Source organism: Rhodococcus sp. RDE2 (genome assembly GCF_020885655.1).
GTDB classification, from domain to species: Bacteria; Actinomycetota; Actinomycetes; order Mycobacteriales; family Mycobacteriaceae; genus Rhodococcus; species Rhodococcus pyridinivorans.
On record NZ_AP025186.1, the window covers coordinates 3927665 to 3951720 of the forward strand.

General features: G+C 66.3%; 23 protein-coding genes and 4 tRNA genes. 1 reads left to right on the forward strand and 26 read right to left on the reverse strand.

Annotation, left to right across the window (positions count from 1 at the left end; translation table 11 throughout):
• Positions 1-83: 83 nt before the first annotated feature.
• The 25 genes from LPH33_RS18200 to LPH33_RS18320 all read right to left on the reverse strand — a co-directional run bounded on the left by LPH33_RS18200 (position 84) and on the right by LPH33_RS18320 (position 22348).
• The gene (locus tag LPH33_RS18200; RefSeq protein ID WP_229565332.1) at positions 84-3590 is read right to left on the reverse strand and encodes a DNA-directed RNA polymerase subunit beta; all 3507 of its coding nucleotides are present in this window, start codon (positions 3588-3590) and stop codon (positions 84-86) included.
• Between the two features lie 389 nt (positions 3591-3979).
• A complete protein-coding gene (locus LPH33_RS18205) occupies positions 3980-4858 on the reverse strand; it encodes a hypothetical protein (protein ID WP_143543542.1) in 879 nt (292 codons plus the stop codon).
• A 31-nt stretch (positions 4859-4889) separates the two neighbouring features.
• The gene (locus LPH33_RS18210; protein WP_120280020.1) at positions 4890-5486 is read right to left on the reverse strand and encodes a hypothetical protein; all 597 of its coding nucleotides are present in this window, start codon (positions 5484-5486) and stop codon (positions 4890-4892) included.
• A 140-nt stretch (positions 5487-5626) separates the two neighbouring features.
• Complete coding sequence (locus LPH33_RS18215; RefSeq protein ID WP_059383308.1) at positions 5627-6874, reverse strand: MCE family protein; 1248 nt, start codon at positions 6872-6874, stop codon at positions 5627-5629.
• Complete coding sequence (locus LPH33_RS18220; RefSeq protein WP_019291235.1) at positions 6871-8184, reverse strand: MCE family protein; 1314 nt, start codon at positions 8182-8184, stop codon at positions 6871-6873. The genes LPH33_RS18215 and LPH33_RS18220 overlap by 4 nt, the downstream gene beginning before the upstream one ends.
• A gap of 14 nt (positions 8185-8198) precedes the next feature.
• On the reverse strand, positions 8199-9449 hold the full coding sequence (locus LPH33_RS18225) for an MCE family protein (RefSeq protein ID WP_016694779.1): 1251 nt from the start codon (positions 9447-9449) through the stop codon (positions 8199-8201).
• On the reverse strand, positions 9449-10447 hold the full coding sequence (locus tag LPH33_RS18230) for an MCE family protein (protein WP_016694780.1): 999 nt from the start codon (positions 10445-10447) through the stop codon (positions 9449-9451). Before LPH33_RS18230 ends, LPH33_RS18225 begins: the two co-directional genes overlap by 1 nt.
• Positions 10444-11523, reverse strand: coding sequence for an MCE family protein (locus LPH33_RS18235; protein ID WP_016694781.1), 1080 nt, complete (start codon positions 11521-11523; stop codon positions 10444-10446). The genes LPH33_RS18230 and LPH33_RS18235 overlap by 4 nt, the downstream gene beginning before the upstream one ends.
• Positions 11520-12893 (reverse strand): MCE family protein, encoded by a 1374-nt coding sequence (locus LPH33_RS18240; RefSeq protein WP_016694782.1) that lies wholly within the window; start codon positions 12891-12893, stop codon positions 11520-11522. The genes LPH33_RS18235 and LPH33_RS18240 overlap by 4 nt, the downstream gene beginning before the upstream one ends.
• Entirely contained in the window at positions 12890-13750 is an 861-nt protein-coding gene (locus LPH33_RS18245) for an MlaE family ABC transporter permease (RefSeq protein WP_024101684.1), read from the reverse strand. Before LPH33_RS18245 ends, LPH33_RS18240 begins: the two co-directional genes overlap by 4 nt.
• A 4-nt stretch (positions 13751-13754) precedes the next feature.
• Positions 13755-14546: an MlaE family ABC transporter permease gene (locus LPH33_RS18250; protein ID WP_006552286.1), complete on the reverse strand. Its 792-nt coding sequence runs from the start codon at positions 14544-14546 to the stop codon at positions 13755-13757.
• Positions 14547-14631: 85 nt separating this feature from the next.
• The gene (locus LPH33_RS18255) at positions 14632-15708 is read right to left on the reverse strand and encodes an ABC transporter ATP-binding protein (protein ID WP_324256240.1); all 1077 of its coding nucleotides are present in this window, start codon (positions 15706-15708) and stop codon (positions 14632-14634) included.
• 314 nt (positions 15709-16022) lie between these two features.
• Entirely contained in the window at positions 16023-16409 is a 387-nt protein-coding gene (rplL, locus tag LPH33_RS18260) for a 50S ribosomal protein L7/L12 (protein WP_003937621.1), read from the reverse strand.
• Between the two features lie 123 nt (positions 16410-16532).
• The gene (gene rplJ / locus LPH33_RS18265) at positions 16533-17060 is read right to left on the reverse strand and encodes a 50S ribosomal protein L10 (RefSeq protein ID WP_006552288.1); all 528 of its coding nucleotides are present in this window, start codon (positions 17058-17060) and stop codon (positions 16533-16535) included.
• Between the two features lie 397 nt (positions 17061-17457).
• Positions 17458-18171 (reverse strand): 50S ribosomal protein L1, encoded by a 714-nt coding sequence (gene rplA / locus LPH33_RS18270; RefSeq protein WP_016694305.1) that lies wholly within the window; start codon positions 18169-18171, stop codon positions 17458-17460.
• A gap of 114 nt (positions 18172-18285) precedes the next feature.
• On the reverse strand, positions 18286-18720 hold the full coding sequence (rplK, locus tag LPH33_RS18275) for a 50S ribosomal protein L11 (RefSeq protein WP_006552290.1): 435 nt from the start codon (positions 18718-18720) through the stop codon (positions 18286-18288).
• Positions 18721-18815: 95 nt separating this feature from the next.
• A complete protein-coding gene (gene nusG / locus LPH33_RS18280) occupies positions 18816-19652 on the reverse strand; it encodes a transcription termination/antitermination protein NusG (protein ID WP_016694306.1) in 837 nt (278 codons plus the stop codon).
• A 50-nt stretch (positions 19653-19702) separates the two neighbouring features.
• Positions 19703-20128 carry a preprotein translocase subunit SecE gene (gene secE / locus LPH33_RS18285; protein WP_026061589.1) on the reverse strand — a complete coding sequence of 142 codons (426 nt, stop codon included), beginning with the start codon at positions 20126-20128 and terminating at the stop codon, positions 19703-19705.
• A gap of 32 nt (positions 20129-20160) precedes the next feature.
• Positions 20161-20233 (reverse strand) — tRNA-Trp (locus LPH33_RS18290).
• 179 nt (positions 20234-20412) lie between these two features.
• Complete coding sequence (gene hadB / locus LPH33_RS18295) at positions 20413-20838, reverse strand: (3R)-hydroxyacyl-ACP dehydratase subunit HadB (RefSeq protein WP_019291230.1); 426 nt, start codon at positions 20836-20838, stop codon at positions 20413-20415.
• The gene (gene hadA / locus LPH33_RS18300; RefSeq protein ID WP_016694308.1) at positions 20825-21400 is read right to left on the reverse strand and encodes a (3R)-hydroxyacyl-ACP dehydratase subunit HadA; all 576 of its coding nucleotides are present in this window, start codon (positions 21398-21400) and stop codon (positions 20825-20827) included. The genes hadB and hadA overlap by 14 nt, the downstream gene beginning before the upstream one ends.
• Positions 21401-21484: 84 nt before the next feature.
• Positions 21485-21652: a 50S ribosomal protein L33 gene (gene rpmG / locus LPH33_RS18305; RefSeq protein ID WP_003941903.1), complete on the reverse strand. Its 168-nt coding sequence runs from the start codon at positions 21650-21652 to the stop codon at positions 21485-21487.
• Positions 21653-21711: 59 nt separating this feature from the next.
• Positions 21712-21787: transfer RNA gene (locus LPH33_RS18310), tRNA-Met, on the reverse strand.
• A 43-nt stretch (positions 21788-21830) separates the two neighbouring features.
• Positions 21831-21903 (reverse strand) — tRNA-Thr (locus LPH33_RS18315).
• A gap of 362 nt (positions 21904-22265) precedes the next feature.
• Positions 22266-22348, reverse strand: a tRNA-Tyr gene (locus LPH33_RS18320).
• Between the two features lie 149 nt (positions 22349-22497).
• On the opposite strand from LPH33_RS18320, the gene LPH33_RS18325 reads away from it, so the two are divergent.
• Positions 22498-22989 carry a YajQ family cyclic di-GMP-binding protein gene (locus LPH33_RS18325; protein ID WP_016694310.1) on the forward strand — a complete coding sequence of 164 codons (492 nt, stop codon included), beginning with the start codon at positions 22498-22500 and terminating at the stop codon, positions 22987-22989.
• 130 nt (positions 22990-23119) lie between these two features.
• Here LPH33_RS18325 and htpX read toward each other — a convergent pair whose 3' ends face one another.
• Entirely contained in the window at positions 23120-23980 is an 861-nt protein-coding gene (gene htpX, locus LPH33_RS18330; protein ID WP_088897125.1) for a zinc metalloprotease HtpX, read from the reverse strand.
• Positions 23981-24056: the final 76 nt, after the last annotated feature.

The window sequence follows — 24056 nt, forward strand, 5'->3', positions numbered from 1 at the left end:
CTGCTAGTTGTCGCTATCGCTGCCGGGGCCCGATGCGGTACGCGCCCGGTGGTGTCGGGGTGCGTACCGCATCGGCTCGGCTCCTAGTTCGCGAGGTCGTCGACCGTGGCCGACTCGTTGCGGGAAAGGTTGATGCCCAGGTTGGCGGCCGCCCGCTCGAGGTCCTCGTCGTCGCCGTCGGCCATCGCGATGGCCGCGCCGTCGCTGGAGAGGACCTCCACGTTCAGGCACAGCGACTGGAGTTCCTTGAGGAGCACCTTGAACGACTCGGGGATACCCGGCTCGGGGATGTTCTCGCCCTTGACGATCGCCTCGTAGACCTTGACGCGACCGACGACGTCGTCGGACTTGATCGTGAGCAGCTCCTGGAGGGTGTAGGCGGCGCCGTAGGCCTGCATCGCCCAGCACTCCATCTCACCGAAGCGCTGACCACCGAATTGCGCCTTACCACCGAGCGGCTGCTGCGTGATCATCGAGTACGGACCGGTCGAACGCGCGTGGATCTTGTCGTCGACCAGGTGGTGCAGCTTGATGATGTACATGTAGCCGACCGACACCGGGTACGGGAACGGCTCGCCGGAGCGACCGTCGAACAGCGTCGCCTTGCCGTCGGGGCCGACCATGACCTCGCCGTCGCGGTTCGGCAGCGTCGAGGACAGCAGACCCGTCAGCTCCTCCTCGCGGGCACCGTCGAACACCGGCGTGGCGATGTTGGTGTCGGGCTCGGCGGCGAGCATCTCCTCGGAGAGGTTCTGTGCCCACTCGGGACGGCTGCCGTCGTCGGCCACCTGGATCTGCCAGCCGGCCTTGCCGATCCAGCCCAGGTGCGTCTCGAGGACCTGGCCGATGTTCATACGACGCGGAACACCGTGGGTGTTCAGGATGATGTCGACCGGGGTGCCGTCGGGCAGGAACGGCATGTCCTCCTGCGGGAGGATCTTGCCGATGACGCCCTTGTTGCCGTGGCGGCCGGCGAGCTTGTCGCCGTCCTGGATCTTGCGCTTCTGCGCCACGTACACGCGGACGAGCTCGTTGACACCCGGAGGCAGATCGTCGTCGTCCTCGCGCGAGAACACGCGAACACCGATGACCTTGCCGTTCTCACCGTGGGGCACCTTCAGGGAGGTGTCGCGGACCTCGCGCGCCTTCTCACCGAAGATCGCGCGGAGCAGGCGCTCCTCGGGGGTCAGCTCGGTCTCGCCCTTCGGCGTGACCTTGCCGACGAGGATGTCGCCGTCGCGGACCTCGGCACCGATGCGGACGATGCCACGCTCGTCGAGGTCGGCGAGGACCTCGTCGGAGACGTTCGGGATGTCGCGGGTGATCTCCTCGGCACCGAGCTTGGTGTCGCGGGCGTCGATCTCGTGCTCCTCGATGTGGATCGAGGTGAGCACGTCCTCCTCCACGAGGCGCTGCGACAGGATGATCGCGTCCTCGTAGTTGTGGCCCTCCCACGGCATGATCGCCACGAGCAGGTTCTTGCCGAGCGCCATCTCACCGTTCTCGGTGCAGGGGCCGTCGGCGAGGACCTGGCCGGACTCGACGCGCTGTCCCTCGTCCACGATCGGACGCTGGTTCGAGCAGGTGCCCTGGTTCGAACGGTCGAACTTGCGCAGACGGTAGGTCTTGCGGGTTCCGTCGTCGGCCATGACGGTGATGAAGTCGGCGGAGACCTCTTCGATCACGCCGCTCTTCTCGGTGACGATGACGTCGCCGGCGTCGACGGCGGCACGCAGCTCCATGCCGGTACCGACGATCGGCGACTCGCTGCGCACCAGCGGCACGGCCTGACGCTGCATGTTCGCGCCCATGAGGGCACGGTTGGCGTCGTCGTGCTCGAGGAACGGGATCATCGCGGTCGCGACCGACACCATCTGGCGCGGCGAGACGTCCATGTACTCGACCTGGTCGGCGGCGACGTACTCGATCTCCGCGCCCTTCTTACGGACGAGGACACGCTCGTCCGAGAAGCGGTTGTCGGAGCCGATCGGCGAGTTGGCCTGCGCGATGAGGTAGCGGTCCTCCTCGTCGGCCGTGAGGTACTCGACCTCGTCGGTGACGACACCGTCGACGACCTTGCGGTAGGGCGTCTCGATGAAGCCGAACGGGTTGACCCGCGCGTACACCGACAGCGAGCCGATCAGGCCGATGTTCGGGCCTTCCGGGGTCTCGATCGGGCACATGCGGCCGTAGTGCGACGGGTGGACGTCGCGGACCTCGAGGCCGGCGCGCTCACGCGACAGACCGCCGGGGCCCAGCGCCGACAGACGACGCTTGTGCGTCAGGCCCGACAGCGGGTTGTTCTGGTCCATGAACTGCGACAGCTGGGAGGTTCCGAAGAACTCCTTGATCGCAGCCACGACCGGACGGATGTTGATCAGGGTCTGCGGCGTGATCGCCTCGACGTCCTGGGTGGTCATGCGCTCACGGACCACGCGCTCCATGCGGGACAGGCCCACGCGGATCTGGTTCTGGATGAGCTCACCGACCGTGCGCAGACGACGGTTGCCGAAGTGGTCGATGTCGTCGACCTCGACGGGAACCTCGACGCCGCCGGGGACGGTCATCTTGCTCTCGCCCGCGTGCAGACGCACGAGGTACTCGATCGTGGCGACGATGTCTTCCTCGGTGAGGGTGGACGCCTCGATCGGCTGACCCGTGTTCAGGCCGAGCTTCTTGTTGATCTTGTAACGGCCCACGCGCGCCAGGTCGTAGCGCTTGTCCTTGAAGAAGAGGTTCTCCAGCAGGGTCTGCGCGCTCTCCTTGGTCGGCGGCTCGCCCGGACGGAGCTTGCGGTAGATGTCGAGGAGCGCCTCGTCGGTGCCCGCCGTGTTGTCCTTCTCGAGCGTCGACATCATGATCTCGGAGAATCCGAAACGCTCGACGATCTGCTCGGTGGACCAGCCCAGCGCCTTGAGCAGCACGGTGACCGGCTGACGGCGCTTGCGGTCGATACGCACACCGACGGTGTCGCGCTTGTCGACGTCGAACTCGAGCCAGGCACCGCGGCCCGGGATGACCTTGACGCTGTGCAGGTCCTTCTCGGTGCTCTTGTCGACGGTCTTGTCGAAGTACACGCCCGGCGAACGGACGAGCTGGGACACCACGACACGCTCGGTGCCGTTGATGATGAAGGTGCCCTTGTCGGTCATCATCGGGAAGTCACCCATGAAGACCGTCTGGCTCTTGATCTCGCCGGTGTTGTTGTTGATGAACTCGGCAGTGACGAACAGCGGAGCCGCGTACGTCATGTCCTTGTCCTTGCACTCCTCGACGGAGGCCTTGACCTCGTCGAAACGAGGATCGGAGAAGGACAGGGACATCGAACCCGAGAAGTCCTCGATCGGCGAGAGCTCGTCGAGGATCTCCTCCAGGCCACCGACGACGTGACCGTCGCCGCGCTCGGCAGCCTTCGCGCGCCAGCGCTCCGAGCCGATCAACCATTCGAAGGAATCGGTCTGTAGATCGAGGAGCCCGGGAACTTCGAGGGGTTCGCGAATCTTCGCGAACGACACCCTCGTCGGGGCTCCGGGGATTCCGGCTACTGCCTTGGTCTGGCTAGAGACTGCCAAGATGCGTCCTTCCAGCACCTCACGCGGGCCGCTCCAACCGGTGCGACCGCCGCTGTACCTGCTTCTTCATGTGGGGCGTTTTCGCTGGTCGCAACCCGAACGAGAACCCCACCGACACACCGAAACGGTCTCGCCCGAAAGGGCGGATTCCGACTCGACGATCAGAAGGTGAACAGGAGGCAGCCAGCGCAAAGAACTAACCTACACCTTAGTAGGCGAAATGTCCACAGGGGTGCCTCAAAGAAACCTGGCAAACGACCTCGAGCGGCTCACGAGGAAGCCTTCAGTCGAACAGGCGTACCGATAGAGTGACCGCTCGCGTCGCCTGCGTCAAGACTGCGCGTCCGGAACGATCCGCGCGTCGCGGCCGCGGACACCCCCGGTGAGGGGGCGATCCGCAGCCGTCGTCACCGGTCGCGGATCTCCGAGACCAGCCATCGTCCGTCCGACTTCTCCATCCTCACCAGCAGCGGTGCGGCCGCGCTGCCCTGGGCGATCCCGTCGCCGGTGGCGCTGACGTTGATGTAGGCGGCGACCTCGGCGCGGGTGTCGTCGAGCATCGTCGCGCCGATGTGCTCGACCATCACCTCGGTGACCGTGCGGGTGTCGATCGCGGCCTTCTTGGTGACGTCCGCGGTCGAGTCGAACTCCTCGAGCCGCTCCGGGGTCAGCAACTCCCGGATCCGCCCGAAGTCCTCGTCGATGGTGCGGTAGTCGTAGCCGTGCATGGTCTCGATCGCGACCTTCGCGGCCTCGGTGACCTCACGGGTCTCCGCGGTGTCGACCCACGCGACGTTCGAGACGTCGGCACCGGGACGGAAGGCCGCGACCGCGGCGATCACCGCGAGCACCACCGCCACCGCACCGACGAGAATCACCGGGCGCCACCCACCGGAGGCACGCGACCCGCCGGCCTCACCGGCGGGAGGCTCCGGTGGATCCCCGGGCTCGGTCGCAGTCTCCGCCGGGCTCGCTGCCGGGGACCCGGCCGTGTCGGCGGCCGTCGGCGCGGGCTTCTCGTGCTCGTTCTCCTGCTTGTCGAGCGTCACCTCGGAAGGTCGCGACTGCTCGGCAGGGTTTTCCCCTGTACGGGTCTCCGCCGGTCCGGTACTCCCCTGTTCGGGCGGCGTGATCGTCCGCTCCGTCCGGGACGGGCGTTCGTCCTGCGCCGGGGTCGGGCGTTCGTCCTCTGCAGGGGTCATCCGGGGCGGTCGGGACGTGCCGGCGACCTTCGGCCGACGGCGCGGGGGCCCGCTGGGGCCGGTCTTCCGTCGCTGCGGGGGCACTACACGTTCTCCTTCGTCGACTTGCCGAACATCATGGGCCCGCCTCGCCCTCGGGCGCGGGCGCCCCGGTATCTCCCGGCGCGGGCGCCCCGGAATCGCCGGGCGCGGGCTGCGCGCCGGGATCGGGAGCCGGAGCACCGGGGACCGGGCCCGACTCCATCTCGACGGAGGCGAGCGGCTCGATGGTCTCGGCCTTCCACACGTCGCCGTCCTTGCGCAGCGACACGAGCACCGGGACCTTGTTGGTCACGAAGTACTCGGGGGTCTGGGTGCGCACGGCGAGCACGACGAGCGCCTTACCCAGATCGTCGTCGGTGTTGAGTTCGGTGAGCGTTCCGAACAGCACTTCGGCCGACATGCTGGTGCCGGTCTCCGCGACCCGAGCCCGGATGTCCTCCTCGGTCGCCGCGAGATCGTTGCGCAGGGCGTCGCCGGTGATCGACGACCGCATGTTCTCGATCGACAGGTCGACGTCGTTCGCGTCGACACTGTTCAGGTTGACGGCCGCCTGCATGGCTCCCGAGAGTGCGGCGTCGCGCGCCTCGGCGGCCGAACGGTCCACCAGGAGCGCACGCCCCCAGCCGTAGCCGAACCACACCGCCGCCGCGAGGGCGACGACGGCGAGCACCGAGACGACGGCAAGGGCCGCCCTGCGTGCCCCGCCCGGTCCCCGGCCGTCCGCGGGCGAGTTGCCGTCGGCGGATGGGGGCGGGGTGGGCGGAGCGTCGGAGGAAATTGGTGCACTCACTCCACAAACCTACTAACTGCTCACTTCGGGGTGACTCCGAGCAACGGCGCGAGCTGCGTCGCGATCGGATTCAGGTTGAGCTTGTCGGGGTCCTTCTTCGGCTTGAAATCCCAGGGCTGGATCGTGTTCGGATCGGCGAAGACGATGCGGTTCGCGCTGCGCACGCCGGTGACACTGCCCTGCGGCACCTCGCACGAGGCGTTCGTGTTGAACGGGAAGTCCTGCTGGGTCTCGTCGAAGTTCGGATCCTGCGCGCGCATCTGCGCGAGGATCTCCTGCGTCCCCTCGTACCCGATGGTGCACGAAGGCGGATTGTTGGTCTCGAGCACGATGCCCTGACGCACCGCACCGTCGCCCGGAGCGACCGTACTCGCACTGCCCGCGACGGCGGGAAGGAAGGCCAGCAGCGGCTGCAGGGCGATCGACTGCGGCGCGGCCACTTCCGCCACCGCCGCGAGGTTCGCGAGGTCGGTGGTCAGGCCCGGGCCGGAGCCCTCGATCAGCTGCGAGAGCTGGTCGCTCGCGTCGGTGCCGGTGTCGATCAGGCGCCGCAGATCGGGATCGCTGTCGCGGAGCTGTGCGGTCACCAGGTCCAGATCCGAGCTGAACTGCTGGATCGCCGACGACTGGTCGGACTGCGTGTCGAGCACCGTGAGGCTGTCGCGGATCAGCGTGACGGTCTGCGGCAGGTACTCGGCGCCCTTCTCGCTGAGACCGGCGAGCGCGTCGACGAGCACCTGCAGGTCGTCGCCGCGGCCGTCGAAGGCCGCGCCGAGCTCGGTGACGACGGTGCGCAGCGGCTCGAGCGGAACCGAGTACACGAGGTCGTTCGTGCTCAGCAGCAGGTCCTCGACCGGCGTGGGCAGATCCTCCTCGGTTCCCTCGATGACGGAGCCCTGTTCGAGATAGGGGCCCTCGTCGTTCGGCGGCTGCAGATCGACGTACTGCTCACCGATCGCCGACCGGTTCGCCACGACCGGTCGCGCCGACGCCGGGATCTGCGGTCCGCCGTTGTCGAGACGCAGCTCGACGTTGATGCCGTCGTCCGTGAGGCTGAGCGCCCCGACACGGCCCACGGGCACCCCGCGGTAGGTGACCTCGGCGTTCGGGAAGATGCCGCCGCCGGTGGGGAACCGCGCGTCGACGGTGTACTGGCCGAAGCCCATGAGGTTGTCGAGCCGCACGTACCGGGCACCGACGAACACGATGCCGAGCAGCGCGATGATCACGAACAGCGCGAGCTGCACTTTCACCAGGCGCGATCTCACTGCCCACCCCCGAGTCCGAGCTGATTCAGCAAACCTTGCAGCGGCCCCGGCTGTGGGGCCTCGTCACCGTCGGCACCGGTGTCGGTGTCCGCGCCGGCCTCGGTGACCCCCGGGATCTCGATGCCGTCGGGCAGCGACACCCCTTCGGGCAGCGTCACACCGGGCAGACGCGGAGTGGGAAGCACCGGCAGCAGCGACACGGTGGGCCAGCCCGGGGCGGGCCCGTTCCCGTCGTAGTACGGGTTGGACGGGTCGACGAGCGGCTTCGGATTGCCGAACTTCGGCTCGCGGTAGACCGGGTCGCCCTGGCCCACACCGAGCGCGGCCAGCGCGTTGCCGATCTGCAGGTCGACGACGAGGAAGAGGTTCACCGAGTTGCCCAGCGCGACCTTCTCGACACCGTCCGGGAACGGCACCGTGGGCACGAAGGCGAGCGCCTCGACGAGGTCGTCGCCCGATGCCGCGAGTGCCTGGAGGGTCGGGCGCAGCGCCAAAAGGTCGGCGATCAGATCCTCCTTGGACTGATCGAGGACGTCGACACCCGCGGTGCCGAGCCGGTCGAGCTGGCCGAGCAGCTGGGTCAGCTGCGGCCGCTGCTGTTCGAGCACCTCGGTCGCGACCGGCAGTTCGTCGAGCACGGCGGCGATCTTGTCGTTCTGCTCCGCGACCCGCACCGTGAGCTCGTCGAGTCCGTCGAGCGCCCGGGTGATGTCGTCGCGTTGCTGTTCGAGACCGGTGATCAGGGTCTCGGCCTGCTCGATCAGGCTGCGCGTGGTTCCCTCGCGGCCGTCGAAGGCCGTCGACAATTCGTTGACGATCGGCGCGAGCTGACCGACACCGCCACCGTTGAGCAGCAGCGACAGCGCGCCGAGCACCGGTTCGAGTTCGGTGGCGTGCCGGGTGCGGTCGAGCGGGATCACGTCGCCGTCCGCGAGCCGGCCCGTCGGGGGCTCGTCCTCCGGAGGCGTGAGTTGCACGAACTTCTCACCGAGCAGACTCGACTGTTCGACGCTCGCGAGCGCGTTCGCCGGCAGGTCGACACTCGAGTCGAGCACGATGCCGACGTCGGCGGTCCACCCGAAATCGGATGCGACCGAGATCGATTCGACGCGCCCGACCGGTACACCGTCGACCTTCACGCTCGACTGCGGAACCAGGTCGAGCACGTCGTCGAACTGGACGGACAGACGGATCGGATCGCTCCCCACGTCGGCGCCGCCGGGCAACGGGACGTCGGACAGACCGCCGCACCCCGTGACCGTCACAGCGACCACGCACGCGGCCGCTCCGAAGACACCTGTGCGGCCCATCCTCTTCGCGCCGCTCACCGATCTCCTCCCTGGAGGTCGAGCCGGGGCGAGACCACGCCGGGCACCGTGCCCGGAGTGACCTGCCGCTGAATGTTCTCGCCGCTCAGGACACCGAACGGCAGGATCAGATCCGGGGACCGCTGGTCCTCGGTGATCTGTGTGGCGACGTCGCGGCACCGGTCGATCAGCGGCTGCATCTGCCGGCCGAGCTGCTCGAAACGCTCGTCGCCGGGCACGAGATTGCCCAGATCGATGAGCTTGCACACCGCTCCCGCAGGATCCTGCAGGTCGGGCAGCACGAGGCGCGACGCGAGCACACCGGCTTCGGCGTCGTAGGAGTTGACGAGGTTGCTCACCGCGAGCGGGAGCAGCGTCAGCGAATCCACGAGTTCCTGCCGACGATTCGACAGGGTCTCCGTGATCGGCACGAGTGCGTCGACGTTGTCCTTCACGGCCGCCTGGTTGTCGCGCACGAACGTCGCGACGTCGCCGAGCGTGACCGACAGCGTGTTCAGGGCCTCGCCGAGGTTCTGCCGCTCCCCCGCCAGGAATCCCGACAGGTCCGAGAGCTGGGCGTTGAACTGGCGCACCTGCTCGTCGTTGGCCGCGAGGGCGCTGACGAACACCTGCAGGTTCTCGATCGTGCCGTAGAGGTCGTCGCGCGACTGGTCGAGCGTGCGCGCGGCGGCCGACAGGTTCTCGATGCTCTGCCCGAGGGCCTCGCCGTTGCCGGCGAGGTTCTCCGCACCGACCTCCACGAAATCGGTCAGCGCGCCCTCACGGTTCGCGCCGTCGGGACCGAGCGCGCGGGAGAGTTCGTCGATGCTCGCGTAGAGCTCGTCGACCTCCACCGGGGTGGCGGTGCGCTCGCGGTCGATCACCGCACCGCTGCTCATCGTGTCGCCGCCGGTGTAGGCGGGGGTGAGCTGCACGTAACGGTCGGCGACCACCGAGGGGGTGATCTGCACGGCGCGAGCGTCGGCCGGGATGTCGACGCCGCGGTTCACCCGCAGACCGACCTTCACCAGATCGCCCTGCGGTTCGACGGAGGTCACCTTCCCCACCTCGACGCCGAGCACCCGCACGTCGGAGCCCTCGTAGATGCCGACGGCCTTGTCGAAGTAGGCGGTGATCTCGGTGGTGCCCAGTCGGGTGAACAGCCACCAGCCGGCTCCGGCCAGGGCCACCGCGACCGCCACGACGGCCGCGATCAGCGCGATGCGCCCGCGATTGCTGCGGGACTCGCCGTTCTCGGCGTGTGCCATCAGTTACCCCCTTCCAGGCGGCGACCGGGTTCGCGGTAACCGGGGATCTCCGGCAGGCCCGGCGGGGTCAGGTTCACGACGACCTGGTCGAACCACCGGCCGTTGCCGACAACGTTGGTGTAGACGCGCACGAACGGCTCGTACAGCTCCATGGCCCGATCGAGGTTGTCGTTGTTCTCCTGGAGGATGTCGACGACGCCGCGCAACTGCTGCAGGGCGGGACCGATGGTCTCGCGGTTCTCCTCGACGAGCCCGGAGAGCTCGGCCGACAACCGCTTGGTGCCGTCGAGCAACTGGGAGATCGCCTCCTGCCGGTTGTTCAGTTCCGCGACGAGCAGCGCGCCGTCGGAGAGCAACCGGTTGAACTCGGCGTTGCGGTCGGCGAGCACCTTCGAGACGTTGCCGGTCGCATCGAGGAGTTTCTTCAGCTCCTGGTCACGACTCGCGACGGTCTCGGACAGGCGGCTGATGCCGTCGAGTGAGGCCCGGATGTCGTCGGGTGTCTCCGAGAAGGCCTCCGACAGGGTCTGGAAGCCGGTCGCGAGCTGTTCGGAATCGATCTCGCCGAGGGTGGTTGCCGCCGACGAGAACGCCTCGATCACGTCGTACGGCGCGACCGTCCGGTCGAGCGGGATCCGGTCGTCCGGGTCGAGCACCTCCGTACCCCGCGGCTCGAGCGCCAGATACTTCTGCCCGAGGATCGTCTTGATCTGGATGGAGGCCGCCGTGTCGTTCCCGACCCAGGCGTCCTGGACCTTGAACGAGACGATCACGCGGTCGCCCTCGAGGTCGACTCCGGTGACCTTGCCGACCTTCACGCCGGCGATACGCACCTCGTTGGTGGGCTTGAGACCTGCGGCCTCGCTGAATTCGGCCTCGTAGGTTGCGCCCGCCCCGATGATGGGCAGTTCGTCGAGGAAGAAGGCGGACAGTGTCCCCAGCAGCACCACGACGATGCCCAGGGCACCGGCGGCGGCCGGACTGCGACGTTTGCTCATCGTCCCTGCAACTCCTGCATCCCCTCCTGCGAGCAACGCTTCGCCGCATTCGTGTAGATGGGTTGGTTCACGGTGGGCAGCCCCGTCGGCAGATTCAGATACGGGACCGAACCGGGACCTGCGACGATGTCGATACCGCACAGGTAGAACTGGAACCACGAACCGTAGCTGGCCACGCGCCCGAGCTTGTCGAGCTTGACCGGCAACGTCTCGAGGACGCGGTCGACCTCGTCGCGGTTCGCGTTGAGATTCGAGGTGACCTGTTCGAGCGCCGTGATCGACTGTGCGATCGACGGACGGGTGGGCTCGAGGACGTCGGAGACCGCGTCGGTCAGCCCCGCCATCGACGCCACCGCCGAACCGACGGTCGCCCGGTCGGCCGACAATCCGCTGACGAGTGCCTGCGTGTTGACGAGCAGCGAATCGAGCTGCTCGTCGCGCTGGTCGATCGTGGCCAGGACGGTGTTGAGGTTGTCGATCACCGCACCGATCACGCGATCCTTGTCGGCGATGGTGTTGGTCAGCGACGCGGTGCTGCGCACCAGATCGTCGATCGTTCCGGCCTCACCCTGGAAGACCTGGATGATCTGGAACGAGAGCTTGTTGACGTCGTCGGCGCTCAGCGTCTGGAACAACGGCCGGAAGCCGTCGAAGAGCGTCGTGAGGTTCACCGCCGGCTTCGTTCGCTCGATCGGGATCGTGTCGCCGCTCGTGATCTTCTCGCCCTGCGCACCCTCGCCCTGACCGAGCGCGATGTACCGCTGGCCGACGAGATTGCGGAAACGGATGGTCGCCGTGGCACCGGCAGGCAACCAGTCGCGCTCCTCGAGCGAGAAGGTGACCCGCGCCTGCCGTTCGTCGAAGACCGAGATCTCCTCGACCTGTCCCACGCGGACACCCGCGATGCGGATGTCGTCGCCCTTGTTGAGCGAGGTGACGTCGGAGAAGATCGCGTGGAACTTCGTTCCTCCCCCACCGCCGACACTGGCGATGGTCGCGGCGAGGACACCGGTGGCGATGACGGTGACCACGGCGAACACGATGAGTTTGATCAGGGGTGCTGCCAGACCTCTCACTGGAAGCTCACCTCCGTACCGCGGATCGCCGGAGCGCCGAGCCGGGTGGTCCAGGACGGGACCTCCTCGGGGTCGACACCGGTGGCCTGTCCGTAGATCACGTCGAGCGTGTCCTGTTCCAGACGCGAGCCGGCGTACGAGACGGGAGTCGCGCCGTTGCCCGAGGTGCCGATGATCTCGCCGACGTCGTCGGGGACGCCGGATCCTGCCGGGGCAGGGAAGAAATCGATGGTCTCGGGGCCGGGATTACGCGACGGCACCTGGTACGAACCGTCGTTGACCGAACCGCCCGGATACTGCGGGAAGTTGCGGCCGGGCGCGGTCACGTCGTTGTAGCAGGCCGGTCCGCGATCGTCGAGCAGACGCGGTTCGTCCTGGTTCGGCAGGTAGCGGCCCTTCGGGTTCGTGAACTGGATGTTCGCGCGCACACCCGGGAACGGATCGTCGGCCGCGAGCAGGTCGACGGCGGCCGGCTTCGCGTCGGCGAATCCCTCGAAGGTGCACGGGAAGGACGGCGAGTAACGGGCGAGCAGCTGCAGCGCCTCCTTCGAATCGGCGGACAGCGTGATGATCGAGTTCGAGTTCTGCTCGATGAAATCGGCCGTCTGCGACGACGCTCCCGTCGCGCTCGCGAGCAGCGTGCGGATCTGGTTCTGCTGTTCGACGACCGTGCCACCCGTCGTGCGCAGGTTGTTCAGCGCCTCGACGAGTTCCGGTGCGGCTTCGGAGTAGGTCTGCGAGAAGTCGGCGAGACCGCGCAGATCCTCCTGCAGCGTGGGCAGTTCGACGTTCACCTCACGGAAGATCTGTTCGAGGTCGTCGACCGTCTGCCCCAGCTTCTCCCCGCGTCCGCTCAGTCCCTGTGCCAGTGCGCCGAGCGTGTTGGCGAGGTCCTGCGGCGGGACGGCCTCGAGGAGCGGGAGCAGCCCGTCGAGCACGTCGCCGAGTTCGACGGTGCGCTCGCTCGTGTCCTGCACCAGCACATCGCCGTTCGTGACGGGACGCCCCGGATCGTCGGGGATGATCAGCGAGACGTAGCGCTCACCGAAGAGTGTCTTCGGCAGCAGCTGTGCCGTGGCGTTGACCGGGATCAGTTCGGCCTTGTCGGGGTCGAGAGCGAGATGCGCGGTGACGTCGCCGCCTTCCGCGCTCGTTCCGCGGACCTCGCCGACGAGCACACCGCGCGCCTTGACGTCGGCGTTGAGCGGCAGCGCGTTGCCGATGCTGTCGGTGCGGAGGTCGACCTTCACGACCTTCGTGAACGTCTTGTTGTACATCGCGATCGTGACGTACAGGAACAGCGCCAGCACCACGAAGAAGATCAGTCCCAGGGTGCGCCGACGCACGGGCGAAGTGGTCGTGTCGCTCATCCGGCCACCCTCACCGTGGTCGTCGTGCCCCAGATCGCGAGGCTGAGGAAGAAGTCGAGGATCGCGATCGTCACGATCGCGGTACGCACCGCGCGGCCCACGGCCACACCGACGCCGGCGGGACCGCCGCTGGCGTGGAAACCGTAGTAGCAGTGGATGAGGATGACCACGAACGCGAAGACCAGCACTTTCGCGAACGAATACAACACGTCCTCCGGTGGGAGGAACAGATAGAAGTAGTGGTCGTACGAGCCGCTCGACTGGCCGTTGAACAGCGTGCTGATCGTGCGGGTCGCGAGATAGGCCGCGAGGAGACCGATGATGTACAGCGGGATCACGGCGACGAAGCCGGCGATCATCCGGGAGGTCACCAGGAACGGCAGCGACGGCACGGCCATCACCTCGAGGGCGTCGATCTCCTCGCTGATCCTCATGGCGCCGAGCTGTGCCGTGAAGCCGCAGCCCACGGTCGCCGACAACGCGAGCGCCGCGACGATCGGGGCCAACTCACGGGTGTTGACGTAGGCGGAGAGGAAGCCGGTGAGCACCGACGAGCCGAGCTGCTCGAGCGCGGCGTAACCCTGCAGACCCACGACGACGCCGGTGAAGCCGGACATCATGGCGATGACGCCGATGGTGCCACCGATCACAGCGAGTGCACCGCTGCCGAAGGTGACCTCGGCGAGCAACCGCAGGACTTCCTTGCGGTAGTGGGTGAGGGTTCGCGGGGTCCACGCGACGGCGCGCGCGTAGAAGGACATCTGGTCCCCCGCGCGGTCGAGCACGTTCAGCGGTGCGCGCACCGCTCGGCGACCCCGGAGAAGAACGAGATCTCCGCGGCCTCTGGAGACTGTCATCTGGTCAGGATCCCTTCGCAGGAACGATCTGCAGGTACACCATCGTCAGGATCAGGTTCGCGAAGAAGAGCAGCAGGAACGTGATGACGACGGTCTGGTTCACGGCCTCCCCCACGCCCTTCGGGCCCGCACCCGGGTGCAGTCCCTTGTAGGACGCGACGACGCCGGCGATCAACCCGAAGATCGCAGCCTTGAGTTCGGCGACGTAGAGGTCGGGTAGCTGCGCGAGGGCGGAGAAGGAGGCGAGGTAGGCGCCGGGGGTACCGCCCTGCAGCACCACGTTGAAGAAGTAGCCGCCGGCGATGCCGATCACGGAGACGAGACCGTTGAGCAGGAGCGCGACGAGCACCATCGCCAGTACTCGCGGGACGACGAGTCGCTGGATGGGATTGATGCCCAGCACCTCCATCGCGTCGATCTCCTCGCGGATCGTCCGCGAACCGAGGTCGGCGGTGACCGCGGAGCCGGCGGCACCGGCGATCAGCAGAGCCGTCACGATCGGACTGCCCTGCTGGATGACCGCCAGGACGCTCGCGGCGCCGGTGAACGATTCGGCGCCGAGCTGCTTGATCAGCGAGCCGGTCTGCAGCGACACGACGGCGCCGAACGGGATCGCGACGAGCGCCGTCGGAAGAATCGTGACACTGGCGATGAACCACGCCTGTTCGATGAATTCCCGGAATTGGAACGGTCGGCGGAAGGTGTTCCGCACGACGTCGACGAACAGTTCGACGATGTTGCCGGCCTGGGTGAGTGCGCCGTGAACCGGCCGCACGAGCGAGCTCCCCGCCCCCATCTACTCTCCTACTTCTCCAGCCTGCGGCTGTGCCACTACTGACGCTGTACCACTGCTGCGGCTGTTGCTACTGCTGCGGCTGTTGCTACTGCTGGGCCTGCTGCTCGTATCCCTCTCCGGTGTAGGCGGGAATGATCTGGGTGTCGTCGTCGGCATAGCCCCGGGCGGTGTGGGGCGCGCCGTTGTGATCGAGCGACTCGAGGATGGCGCTCTGGGCGGCCGGGGGCAGGGTGTGCAGGATCGACCGCACCCGCTCCTGCCGACGCGCCACCGCCTGCCGCTCGGGCATCCCCGGCGTGGCCTGCATCTGCGGCACGATCCCCTCGACATCGTCCACACCACCGGCATGATGACCCGCCTCGACGAGCGCCTGCTCGTGCGCCATCGTCGCCTCGTCCTTCTCCTCCGACATCCCGATCGGACCGATCATCGTGCCGTTGAGGAACTGCTTGACCACCGGCTCGTCCGAGGTCAGCAACACCTCGCGCGGACCGAACATCACCAACTGCCGGCGGAACAACATGCCGATGTTGTCCGGCACCGTGCGCGCCAGATTGATGTTGTGCGACACGATCAGGATCGTCGCATCGATCTCCGCGTTGATGTCGATCAACGTCTGCGAAATGTAGGTGGTGCGCACCGGATCGAGACCCGAATCCGGCTCGTCGACCAGGATGATCTCCGGATCGAGCACCAACGCCCGCGCCAGGCCGGCGCGCTTGCGCATCCCCCCGGAGATCTCACCCGGGAGCTTGTCCTCGGCGCCGAGCAGACCGACGAGCTCGAGCTTGCTCATCACGATCTGCCGGATCTCCGACTCGGACTTCTTGGTGTGCTCGCGCAGCGGGAAGGCGACATTGTCGTAGAGGTTCATCGACCCGAACAACGCCCCGTCCTGGAACAACACCCCGAACAGCTTGCGGATCTCGTAGAGCTCCTTGCTCGAGCACTGCAGGATATCGGTGCCGTCGATGACGATCGAGCCCTCCTCCGGGCGCAACAGACCGATCAACGACTTGAGGAACACCGACTTACCGGTACCCGACGGACCGAGCAGCGCACTGACCTCACCGGCCGGCAACGTCAACGTCACGTCCTGCCAGATACGTTGCGAGCCGAAGGACTTGGTCAGCCCCTCGACGGAAACCTCGACTCCCACGATTACCTCCGCTGTCCGATACCGTCGCCCCCGTGTGGGTTGGGTCACTCTATCGCATGGATAGTGGTACCTGTGACAAGCGATCCTACTCATGAGTAAGGACCTCGTACAAGGGGGCATACATATCTGGACTTATGCCGTGACCTGCATGAACACGATGTAAATATCGAATTCTGCCGATATCGGACATATCGCTCGGCATTCTTGTCCGAGAATGCGAAAGGGCCGTTCCCGCGAAAGTGAATTCGCGGAAACGGCCCTGTGCGGAACCGTCCCGGAGAGCGACGAACGCTCGACGGGGAAGTTCGGAAACCGTCTTACTTGACGGTGACCTTGGCGCCGGCCTCTTCGAGCTTGGCCTTGGCAGCGTCGGCAGCGTCCTTGGCGACCTTCTCGAGGATCGGCTTCGGAGCACCCTCGACGAGGTCCTTGGCTTCCTTCAGGCCCAGGCCGGAGACGATCTCGCGAACGACCTTGATGACCTGGATCTTCTTGTCGCCGGCACCCTCGAGGATGACGTCGAACTCGTCCTGCTCGGACTCGGCCTCGGCAGCAGCGGCCGGAGCACCGGCGGCAGCGACGGCAACCGGAGCAGCAGCGGTGACCTCGAAGGTCTCCTCGAATGCCTTAACGAACTCCGAGAGCTCGAGCAGGGTCAGTTCCTTGAACGCGTCGAGCAGCTCTTCGGTGGTGAGCTTCGCCATGGTGGCGGTCCTTCCTGATAAGTCCCATGTCGCTGATCCGCGACCGGATGGGATGGTGCGTGCCGGAGCACGCGTGGATGTATCTTTCGCGGTGATGCGGATTCGCAGTGATGCGGATCAGCGTCAGGCGGCTTCTTCGCCCGCCTTCTTCTCCTGCAGAGCGGCCGCGAGGCGGGCCACCTGAGAAGCGGGGGCGTTGAACAGGCCTGCGGCCTTTGCCAAGTTGCCCTTCATCGCGCCGGCGAGCTTGGCCAACAGCACCTCGCGGGACTCGAGGTCCGCGATCTGGTTGACCTGCTCCACGGACAGCGCAGCGCCGTCCATGTAGCCGCCCTTGATGACGAGAGCCTTGTTGTCCTTCGCGAAGTTCTTCAGAGCCTTCGCAGCGTCCACCGCTTCGCCCTTGACGAACGCGATGGCGGTCGGACCGACGAACAGGTCGTCGAGACCCTCGACGCCCGCCTCAGCGGCGGCACGCTTGACCAGGGTGTTCTTGGCGACGGAGTAGGTGGCACCCTCTCCGAGAGCGCGACGCAGCTCGGTCAGACTTCCCACCGACAGACCACGGTATTCCGTGATCACGGCAGCGGTGGAGGTCTTGAACTGCTCGGTGATCTCCGCAACTGCGGAAACCTTCTCGGGCTTTGCCATACTTCGCCTCCTCTCAGTAACAGTCGTTTTCCCGGTGTCCCGAGTGGGACGCCCCACCGGACGACCGCCGGGACCGGAAAACGACGAACGCCCCGGCGCAGGGCACACGGGGCGTGAAAGGAGGAGGAACTCGAATGCACCCGGAAGGCACATCACGGCTCACATCTCCCCTAACCTCGTCCTCCTGCGTGGGCCGCCGGACAACTCCGGACCTTCAACCGATCCGCACGCGGATTCGGTGACCAACGGTCTTGGGTAGAACATGATCGGGGTGAAGATCGGCGCACGCCGAACTACCCGACCACTGTAGCGGACGATATCCGCGAAATGCAAAACGGCCGGCACAGCGATGCTGTGCCGGCCGCTTCGAATGCACATCCACTGCGTGCAGTGCGAACTACTCCGCGATCTCGAGGAGGTTGCGGGTGCGCTGCGGATCCACCGGGATGCCCGGGCCGGTGGTCGTAGCGATCGTGACCTTCTTGATGTAGCGGCCCTTCGCGCTGGACGGCTTGGCGCGGAGCACCTCGTCCAGAGCAGCAGCGTAGTTCTCGACCAGCTTGGTCTCGTCGAACGAGGCCTTGCCGATCACGAAGTGCAGGTTGGCGTTCTTGTCGACGCGGAAGCTGATCTTGCCACCCTTGATGTCGGTGACGGCCTTCGCGACGTCCGGGGTGACCGTACCCGTCTTCGGGTTCGGCATCAGACCACGGGGACCGAGGACGCGGGCGATACGACCGACCTTCGCCATCTGGTCGGGGGTCGCGATCGCGGCATCGAAGTCCAGCCAGCCGCCCTGGATGCGCTCGATCAGATCCTCGGCGCCCACGACGTCGGCGCCTGCGGCCTCGGCCTCGGCAGCCTTCTCGCCCACCGCGAAGACGATGACGCGAGCGGTCTTACCCGTGCCGTGCGGCAGGTTGACCGTGCCGCGCACCATCTGGTCCGCCTTACGGGGATCCACACCGAGTCGCATGGCGACCTCGACGGTGGCGTCGTAGTTCTTCGAGGTGGTCTCCTTCGCGAGCTTCGCAGCTGCGAGGGGGCTGTACAGGTTGTCCGAGTCGATCTTCTCGGCCGCGGCGAGGTATGCCTTGCTGCGCTTTGCCATGTTCTTTCCTAACTTCTCACCGGCAGGTGAATGGTTCGGGCGTGGTAGCGGGCCTGGCCGGCCCTCCCACGAGTGCTACTGCAGGCGGGGACGGGTCCCCGGAACAGTGAGGGCTCAGCCCTCGACCGTGATGCCCATCGACCGAGCGGTGCCGGCGATGATCTTCGCGGCAGCCTCGATGTCGTTGGCGTTCAGGTCTTCCTGCTTGGTCTTGGCGATCTCGCGCACCTGATCCATGGTCACCTTGGCGACCTTGGTCTTGTGCGGCTCGCCGGAGCCCTTCTGCACGCCTGCAGCCTTGAGCAGGAGCTTCGCGGCCGGCGGGGTCTTCAGCTTGAAGTCGAACGAGCGGTCCTCGTAGACCGTGATCTCGACCGGCACGACGTTGCCACGCTGCGACTCGGTCGCCGCGTTGTACGCCTTGCAGAACTCCATGATGTTGACGCCGTGCTGACCCAACGCGGGGCCGACCGGCGGAGCCGGGTTGGCCTGGCCGGCCTGGATCTGGAGCTTGATGAGCCCGGCGATCTTCTTCTTCTTGGGGGGCATCTCTATTCCTAGTTTCTTGCTCGGTGTGGTTCTTGCGTACTGCTACTGCAAGCTTGTGCGCGCCGGATGCCGGCGCCGTCGGGTCCCGGGGACCGTCAGATCTTCGACACCTGGTTGAACGACAACTCCACGGGAGTCTCACGGCCGAAGATCGACACCAGGACCTTGAGCTTCTGCTGCTCGGCGTTGACCTCGCTGATGGAGGCGGGCAGCGTCGCGAACGGGCCGTCCATCACGGTGACGGACTCGCCGACCTCGAAGTCCACCTCGATGGCGGGCTTCGCAGCGGCGGCGGGAGCCTGCTCGCCTGCGGCCGGGGCACCGGCCGCCGGCTTCTTCTTCGCCTGCTGCGGGAGGAGGAACTTCACGACCTCCTTGATCGTCAGCGGCGACGGACGCGACGTGGCTCCGACGAAGCCGGTCACGCCGGGCGTGTTCCGGACGGCACCCCACGACTCGTCGTTGAGTTCCATCCGGACGAGGATGTAGCCGGGCAGGACCTTGCGGTTGACCTGCTTGCGCTGACCGTTCTTGATCTCGGTGACCTCTTCGGTCGGCACCTCGACCTGGAAGATGTAATCGGCGAGGTCGAGGTTCTGGACACGGGTCTCGAGGTTGGTCTTGACCTTGTTCTCGTAACCGGCGTAGGAGTGCACGACGTACCAGTCGCCGGGCTCACGCCGCAGCTGCTTCTCGAGGGCCTCGGCCGGATCGACCTCGTCCTCTTCGGCGGGCGCGTCAGCGGCGTCCTCCGCTGCGTCGGAGACATCGGCATCGGACTCAACATCGGTGCCGGACTCGACAGCAGCGTCGGACTCGGAGACCTCGGTGTCCGCATCCGCCGACTCGGCCGTCACGTCGTCAACCAAGGCCTCGTCCGAAACGTGCTCCTCGGCCGAAGCCTCGTACGAGTCGTTCTCGGGGGTGCTCACCGGGCACTTTCCTCTCGTCGATCACATTTTTCGTCTCGCGCGGACAGGCGCTAACCGAACAACCAGCTGACGCCCTGTACGAACGCCAGATCCAATCCGAAGATGAACGCCGTCATGACGGTCACGAACGCAAGGACCACGAGTGTGTAGGTGGTCAACTGCTTGCGGTTGGGCCAGATCACCTTGCGGAGCTCGGCGACGACCTCACGGAAGAAGCGCACGAGTCGCTTGAAGATGTTCTCGGACTTCGCGGCGGGACGATCGCTCACGGCCGTGGCCGAACGCGACGTCTTCTTCATGGACACCGCGCTCGTCGTGGAAGCCGAGGAACCGGCTGCACCACGACGGGTGGCCCGCTTGCCGGTCGGCCGAGCAGCCGCGGAGGAACCGTCGGGGGTCGCGCCGGTAGCCGTTCCAGCGTCGCCGGGGATGTTCCCTGCGGTGCCGCTGTGGCGCTGACCGCGCTCCTCGCTCACATCGTTCCTCTCGGTCGCTGGCAGTCCGGGGGCAGGGGCGACAGGACTTGAACCTGCAACCTGCGGTTTTGGAGACCGCTGCTCTGCCAATTGAGCTACGCCCCTCTGGTCGGACATCCACACTCGTACGAAGCGAGTGTCCGGAACCGACCCATCTGCGACCACATGACACGCGCGCTACCCCGTCGGGCCGTTACGGCCTTCGTAGAGCAGCGCGCTGCTATGCGATCCCAGAAGCCTAAGTGTACTGCATTGCCCCGGGACAAACCCAATCCGCTCGGCCGTCAGGCCAAACGGACCGTTGCCGTGGCCCGACCGAAGATCTTGCGACCGTCGGACTTCGCCACGATAGCGACCACTGCTGTCTTGCTCTCCGCGTCCACCGACTTGATCTTGCCGGTGAACTCGATCTCGGCGGCCTTGTCGGCCTCCACATATACCGGACTGGTGAACCGAACGTTGTATTCGGTCACCGCGCCGGGGTCTCCCAGCCACTCCGTGACGAAGCCGGCCGCGATGCCCATCGAGAGCATGCCGTGCCCGACGACGTCGCGCAAGCCGGCCAGTTCGGCCACCTTGTCGCTCCAGTGGATCGGGTTGGGATCACCCGACACACCTGCATAGTTGACCAGATTTCCGCGCGTGAGTGTGACGACCTTCGACGGAAGCTCGTCCCCTACCGCGACATCCGCGAAACTACGGAGTGTCACTGTGCATCACCACATCCTTGACCGCGTGCGCGATGTTGTCGTCGACCTCGCCACCGGAACGGGCGACGAGCGTCGTCCAGGACGTGAGCACGAGATTGTCGTACTGATCGGTGATCACGTTCTTGGTGGTGATGATGTCGCTGCCGGCAGCCTGACGGAAATCGTCGAGGTAGACGTCGCAGAACAGCCTGTCGCCGGCCTGGATCGGGCGGTGGTAGACCATCCGCTGGTCGGTCTGCATGATCTGGCTCAGGTCGTATCCGGTGACGACCTCTTCGAACAGCTTGCGCTGCGCGATCATGCCGACGATCGAGACGAAGGTCAGCGGCGCGATCACTCCGTCGTACCCCAGCCCGCGGGCTGCGTCGTCGTCGTGATGCGCCGGATGCGAATCGCGCACGGCACGGGCGTACTCGCGGATCTTCTCGCGACCCACCTCGTAGTAGTCGTCCACCCGGTAGTGGTGGCCGACCATGGACTTGGCGTGCGCGGCGGCATCGAACGGGATCCCGGCCTGTTCGGTCGCGTCCACCGATTCCTGGTTCTCGAGTACGTTCGTCATACGCAAAACCTCCGCAATTCCGACGACGCCAACTGGCACGGTCGGTATTGCGGAGACCTTACGCGTCGACGTCGTTCCGACCGGCTACTTGGACTCGCGGTGCGACTGGTGCGTACCGCAGTTCGGGCAGAACTTCTTCAGTTCGAGCCGGTCGGGGTCGTTGCGACGGTTCTTCTTGGTGATGTAGTTGCGGTGCTTGCACACCTCGCAGGCCAAGGTGATCTTCGGCCGAACGTCAGTAGAGGAGGCCACGGGATGCCTTCTTTCGCGTCAATCCGATCAGTATCGATCAGGGTGGATCAATGAACTTTTGGTAGCGGTGACCGGACTTGAACCGGCGACGCAACGATTATGAGTCGTTTGCTCTACCAACTGAGCTACACCGCCTCGGTGCCGAGTGTCGCTACGAAGGCGGCACCTCAATCCAGCGAGCCCCCTGACGGAATCGAACCGTCGACCTTTTCCTTACCATGGAAACGCTCTGCCGACTGAGCTAAGGGGGCGTGGCCTCCGGAGCATCTCTGCTCGCTGCGGCCTCCAAAAGATTACACACACTCGGTCCTGGTGCAAAATCCGCTGGTAGAGGCCCATAAACGCCGCTGCTCTCCGAGCTCTGCGCACCCGCACCCACCCGTGCCCACACGTACGCGCGCGGTGGGCCGGCGGTGGGTACCGGGCGCGGGACGGAACGGCACCGCGTGCCGAGCCGGCCAGAACCTCGGGAGAGTCCCGGGAGAGCAGGACCCACACTCCCGGACCACACTCCAGGGCCTGCGCTACAAGGACCTGCACTACAGAGAATCCGCACTACAGAGACCCCGGAATGCAGAACGGCCCCGGTTCCGAAGAACCGGGGCCGTTCCGGTGGCAGGTGTAGGATTCGAACCTACGTAGGCGTAAGCCGACGGATTTACAGTCCGCTCCCATTGGCCGCTCGGGCAACCTGCCGGGTGCGATCGGGACCGCGTCCTCGATGCGTTTGGAAGAATACAACGCATACCCCCCCGAAACGCAAACCGAGTGGTCACAGCCCCGCGCGACCCGATAGCGTCGGGTGGACAGAACCCTTACAGACCGACCCGGAAGTGGAGTGAGACGTGGCTGATTCGTCGTTCGATGTGGTGAGCAAGGTCGACCGCCAGGAAGTGGACAACGCGCTGAACCAGGCGGCGAAGGAGATCGCCAACCGCTTCGATTTCCGGAACACCGGGGCGCACATCGAGTGGTCGGGTGACGAGGCCATCACGATCTCGGCCGAGACCGAGGACCGCGCACTCGCCGCGCTGGAGGTCTTCAAGGAGAAGCTGATCCGCCGAGACCTCTCGCTGAAGTCCTTCGACGCCGGCGAGCCGACGCAGTCCGGCAAGGTCTACAAGATCACCGGAACCCTGGTGCAGGGCATCAGCCAGGAGAACGCCAAGAAGATCTCCAAGCTCATCCGTGACGAGGGCCCCAAGGGCGTCAAGGCGCAGATCCAGGGCGACGAGCTACGCGTGACCAGCAAGAAGCGCGACGACCTGCAGGCCGTCATCTCGCTGCTCAAGAACGCCGACCTCGACATCGCCCTGCAGTTCGTCAACTACCGCTAGTTCGTCAACTACCGCTGGTTCGTCGAGCACCGCTGGTTCGTCGACCTCTGCTGACGAACCCCTCCCCTACGACACCGCCCGCGACTTCCGTCGCGGGCGGTGTCGTCTGTGGGTGTCGTGTGCCGTCCGGTCAGCGGATCCCGGCCATGCGCTCGAGTCGTTCGATGCGGTCGGCCATCGGCGGATGCGTCGAGAACAGCCGGCTCATCCTGTCGCCCGCCCGGAACGGGTTGGCGATCATCAGGTGCGACTGGGCCGCGAGCTTCGGTTCGGGCGGCAGCGGCGCGGCCTGCGTGCCGAGAGCGAGCTTGCGCAGCGCCGACGCCAGGGCCAGCGGGTCGCCGGTGAGCTCGGCACCGGACTGGTCGGCCTGGTACTCGCGCGACCTCGACACGGCGAGCTTGACGACCGATGCCGCGATGGGGCCGAGCAGGGAAACCAGCAGCAGCGCCAGCGGATTCGCGCCACCCTCCCGGTTGCCGAATGCCGACGCGAAGAACGCGAAGTTCGCCAGACCCGAGATGACGGCGGCCATCGCGCCGGCGACCGACGAGATGAGGATGTCGCGGTTGTAGACGTGGGCGAGTTCGTGGCCGAGCACCGCGCGCAGTTCCCGTTCGTTCAGGATCTCCAGGATGCCCGTCGTGCAGCACACGGCGGCGTTGCGCGGGTTACGTCCCGTGGCGAACGCGTTGGGGGCGTTGGTGGGGCTGATGTAGAGCCGCGGCATGGGCTGGTGCGCTGCGGTCGCGAGTTCGCGCACGATCCGGTACATCGCCGGAGCCTGCACCTCGGTGACAGGCTGGGCGTGCATCGCCCGTAGGGCGAGCTTGTCGCTGTTGAAGTACGCGTAGCCGTTCATGCCGACGGCGAGCACGATCGATATCAGCAGGATCGTCGAGTTCTGGAACAACGCTCCGACGAACACGATCAGCGCGGACATTCCGATCAGCAGACCGGCCGTCTTGAGACGGTTCGAGTATCCGTGCACGTCGCACCCCTTCCGCACCACGATTCCCCACTCGTTCGTCCAACGAACGAGCGCACGGCGCGGTTCCCGCCCCGAA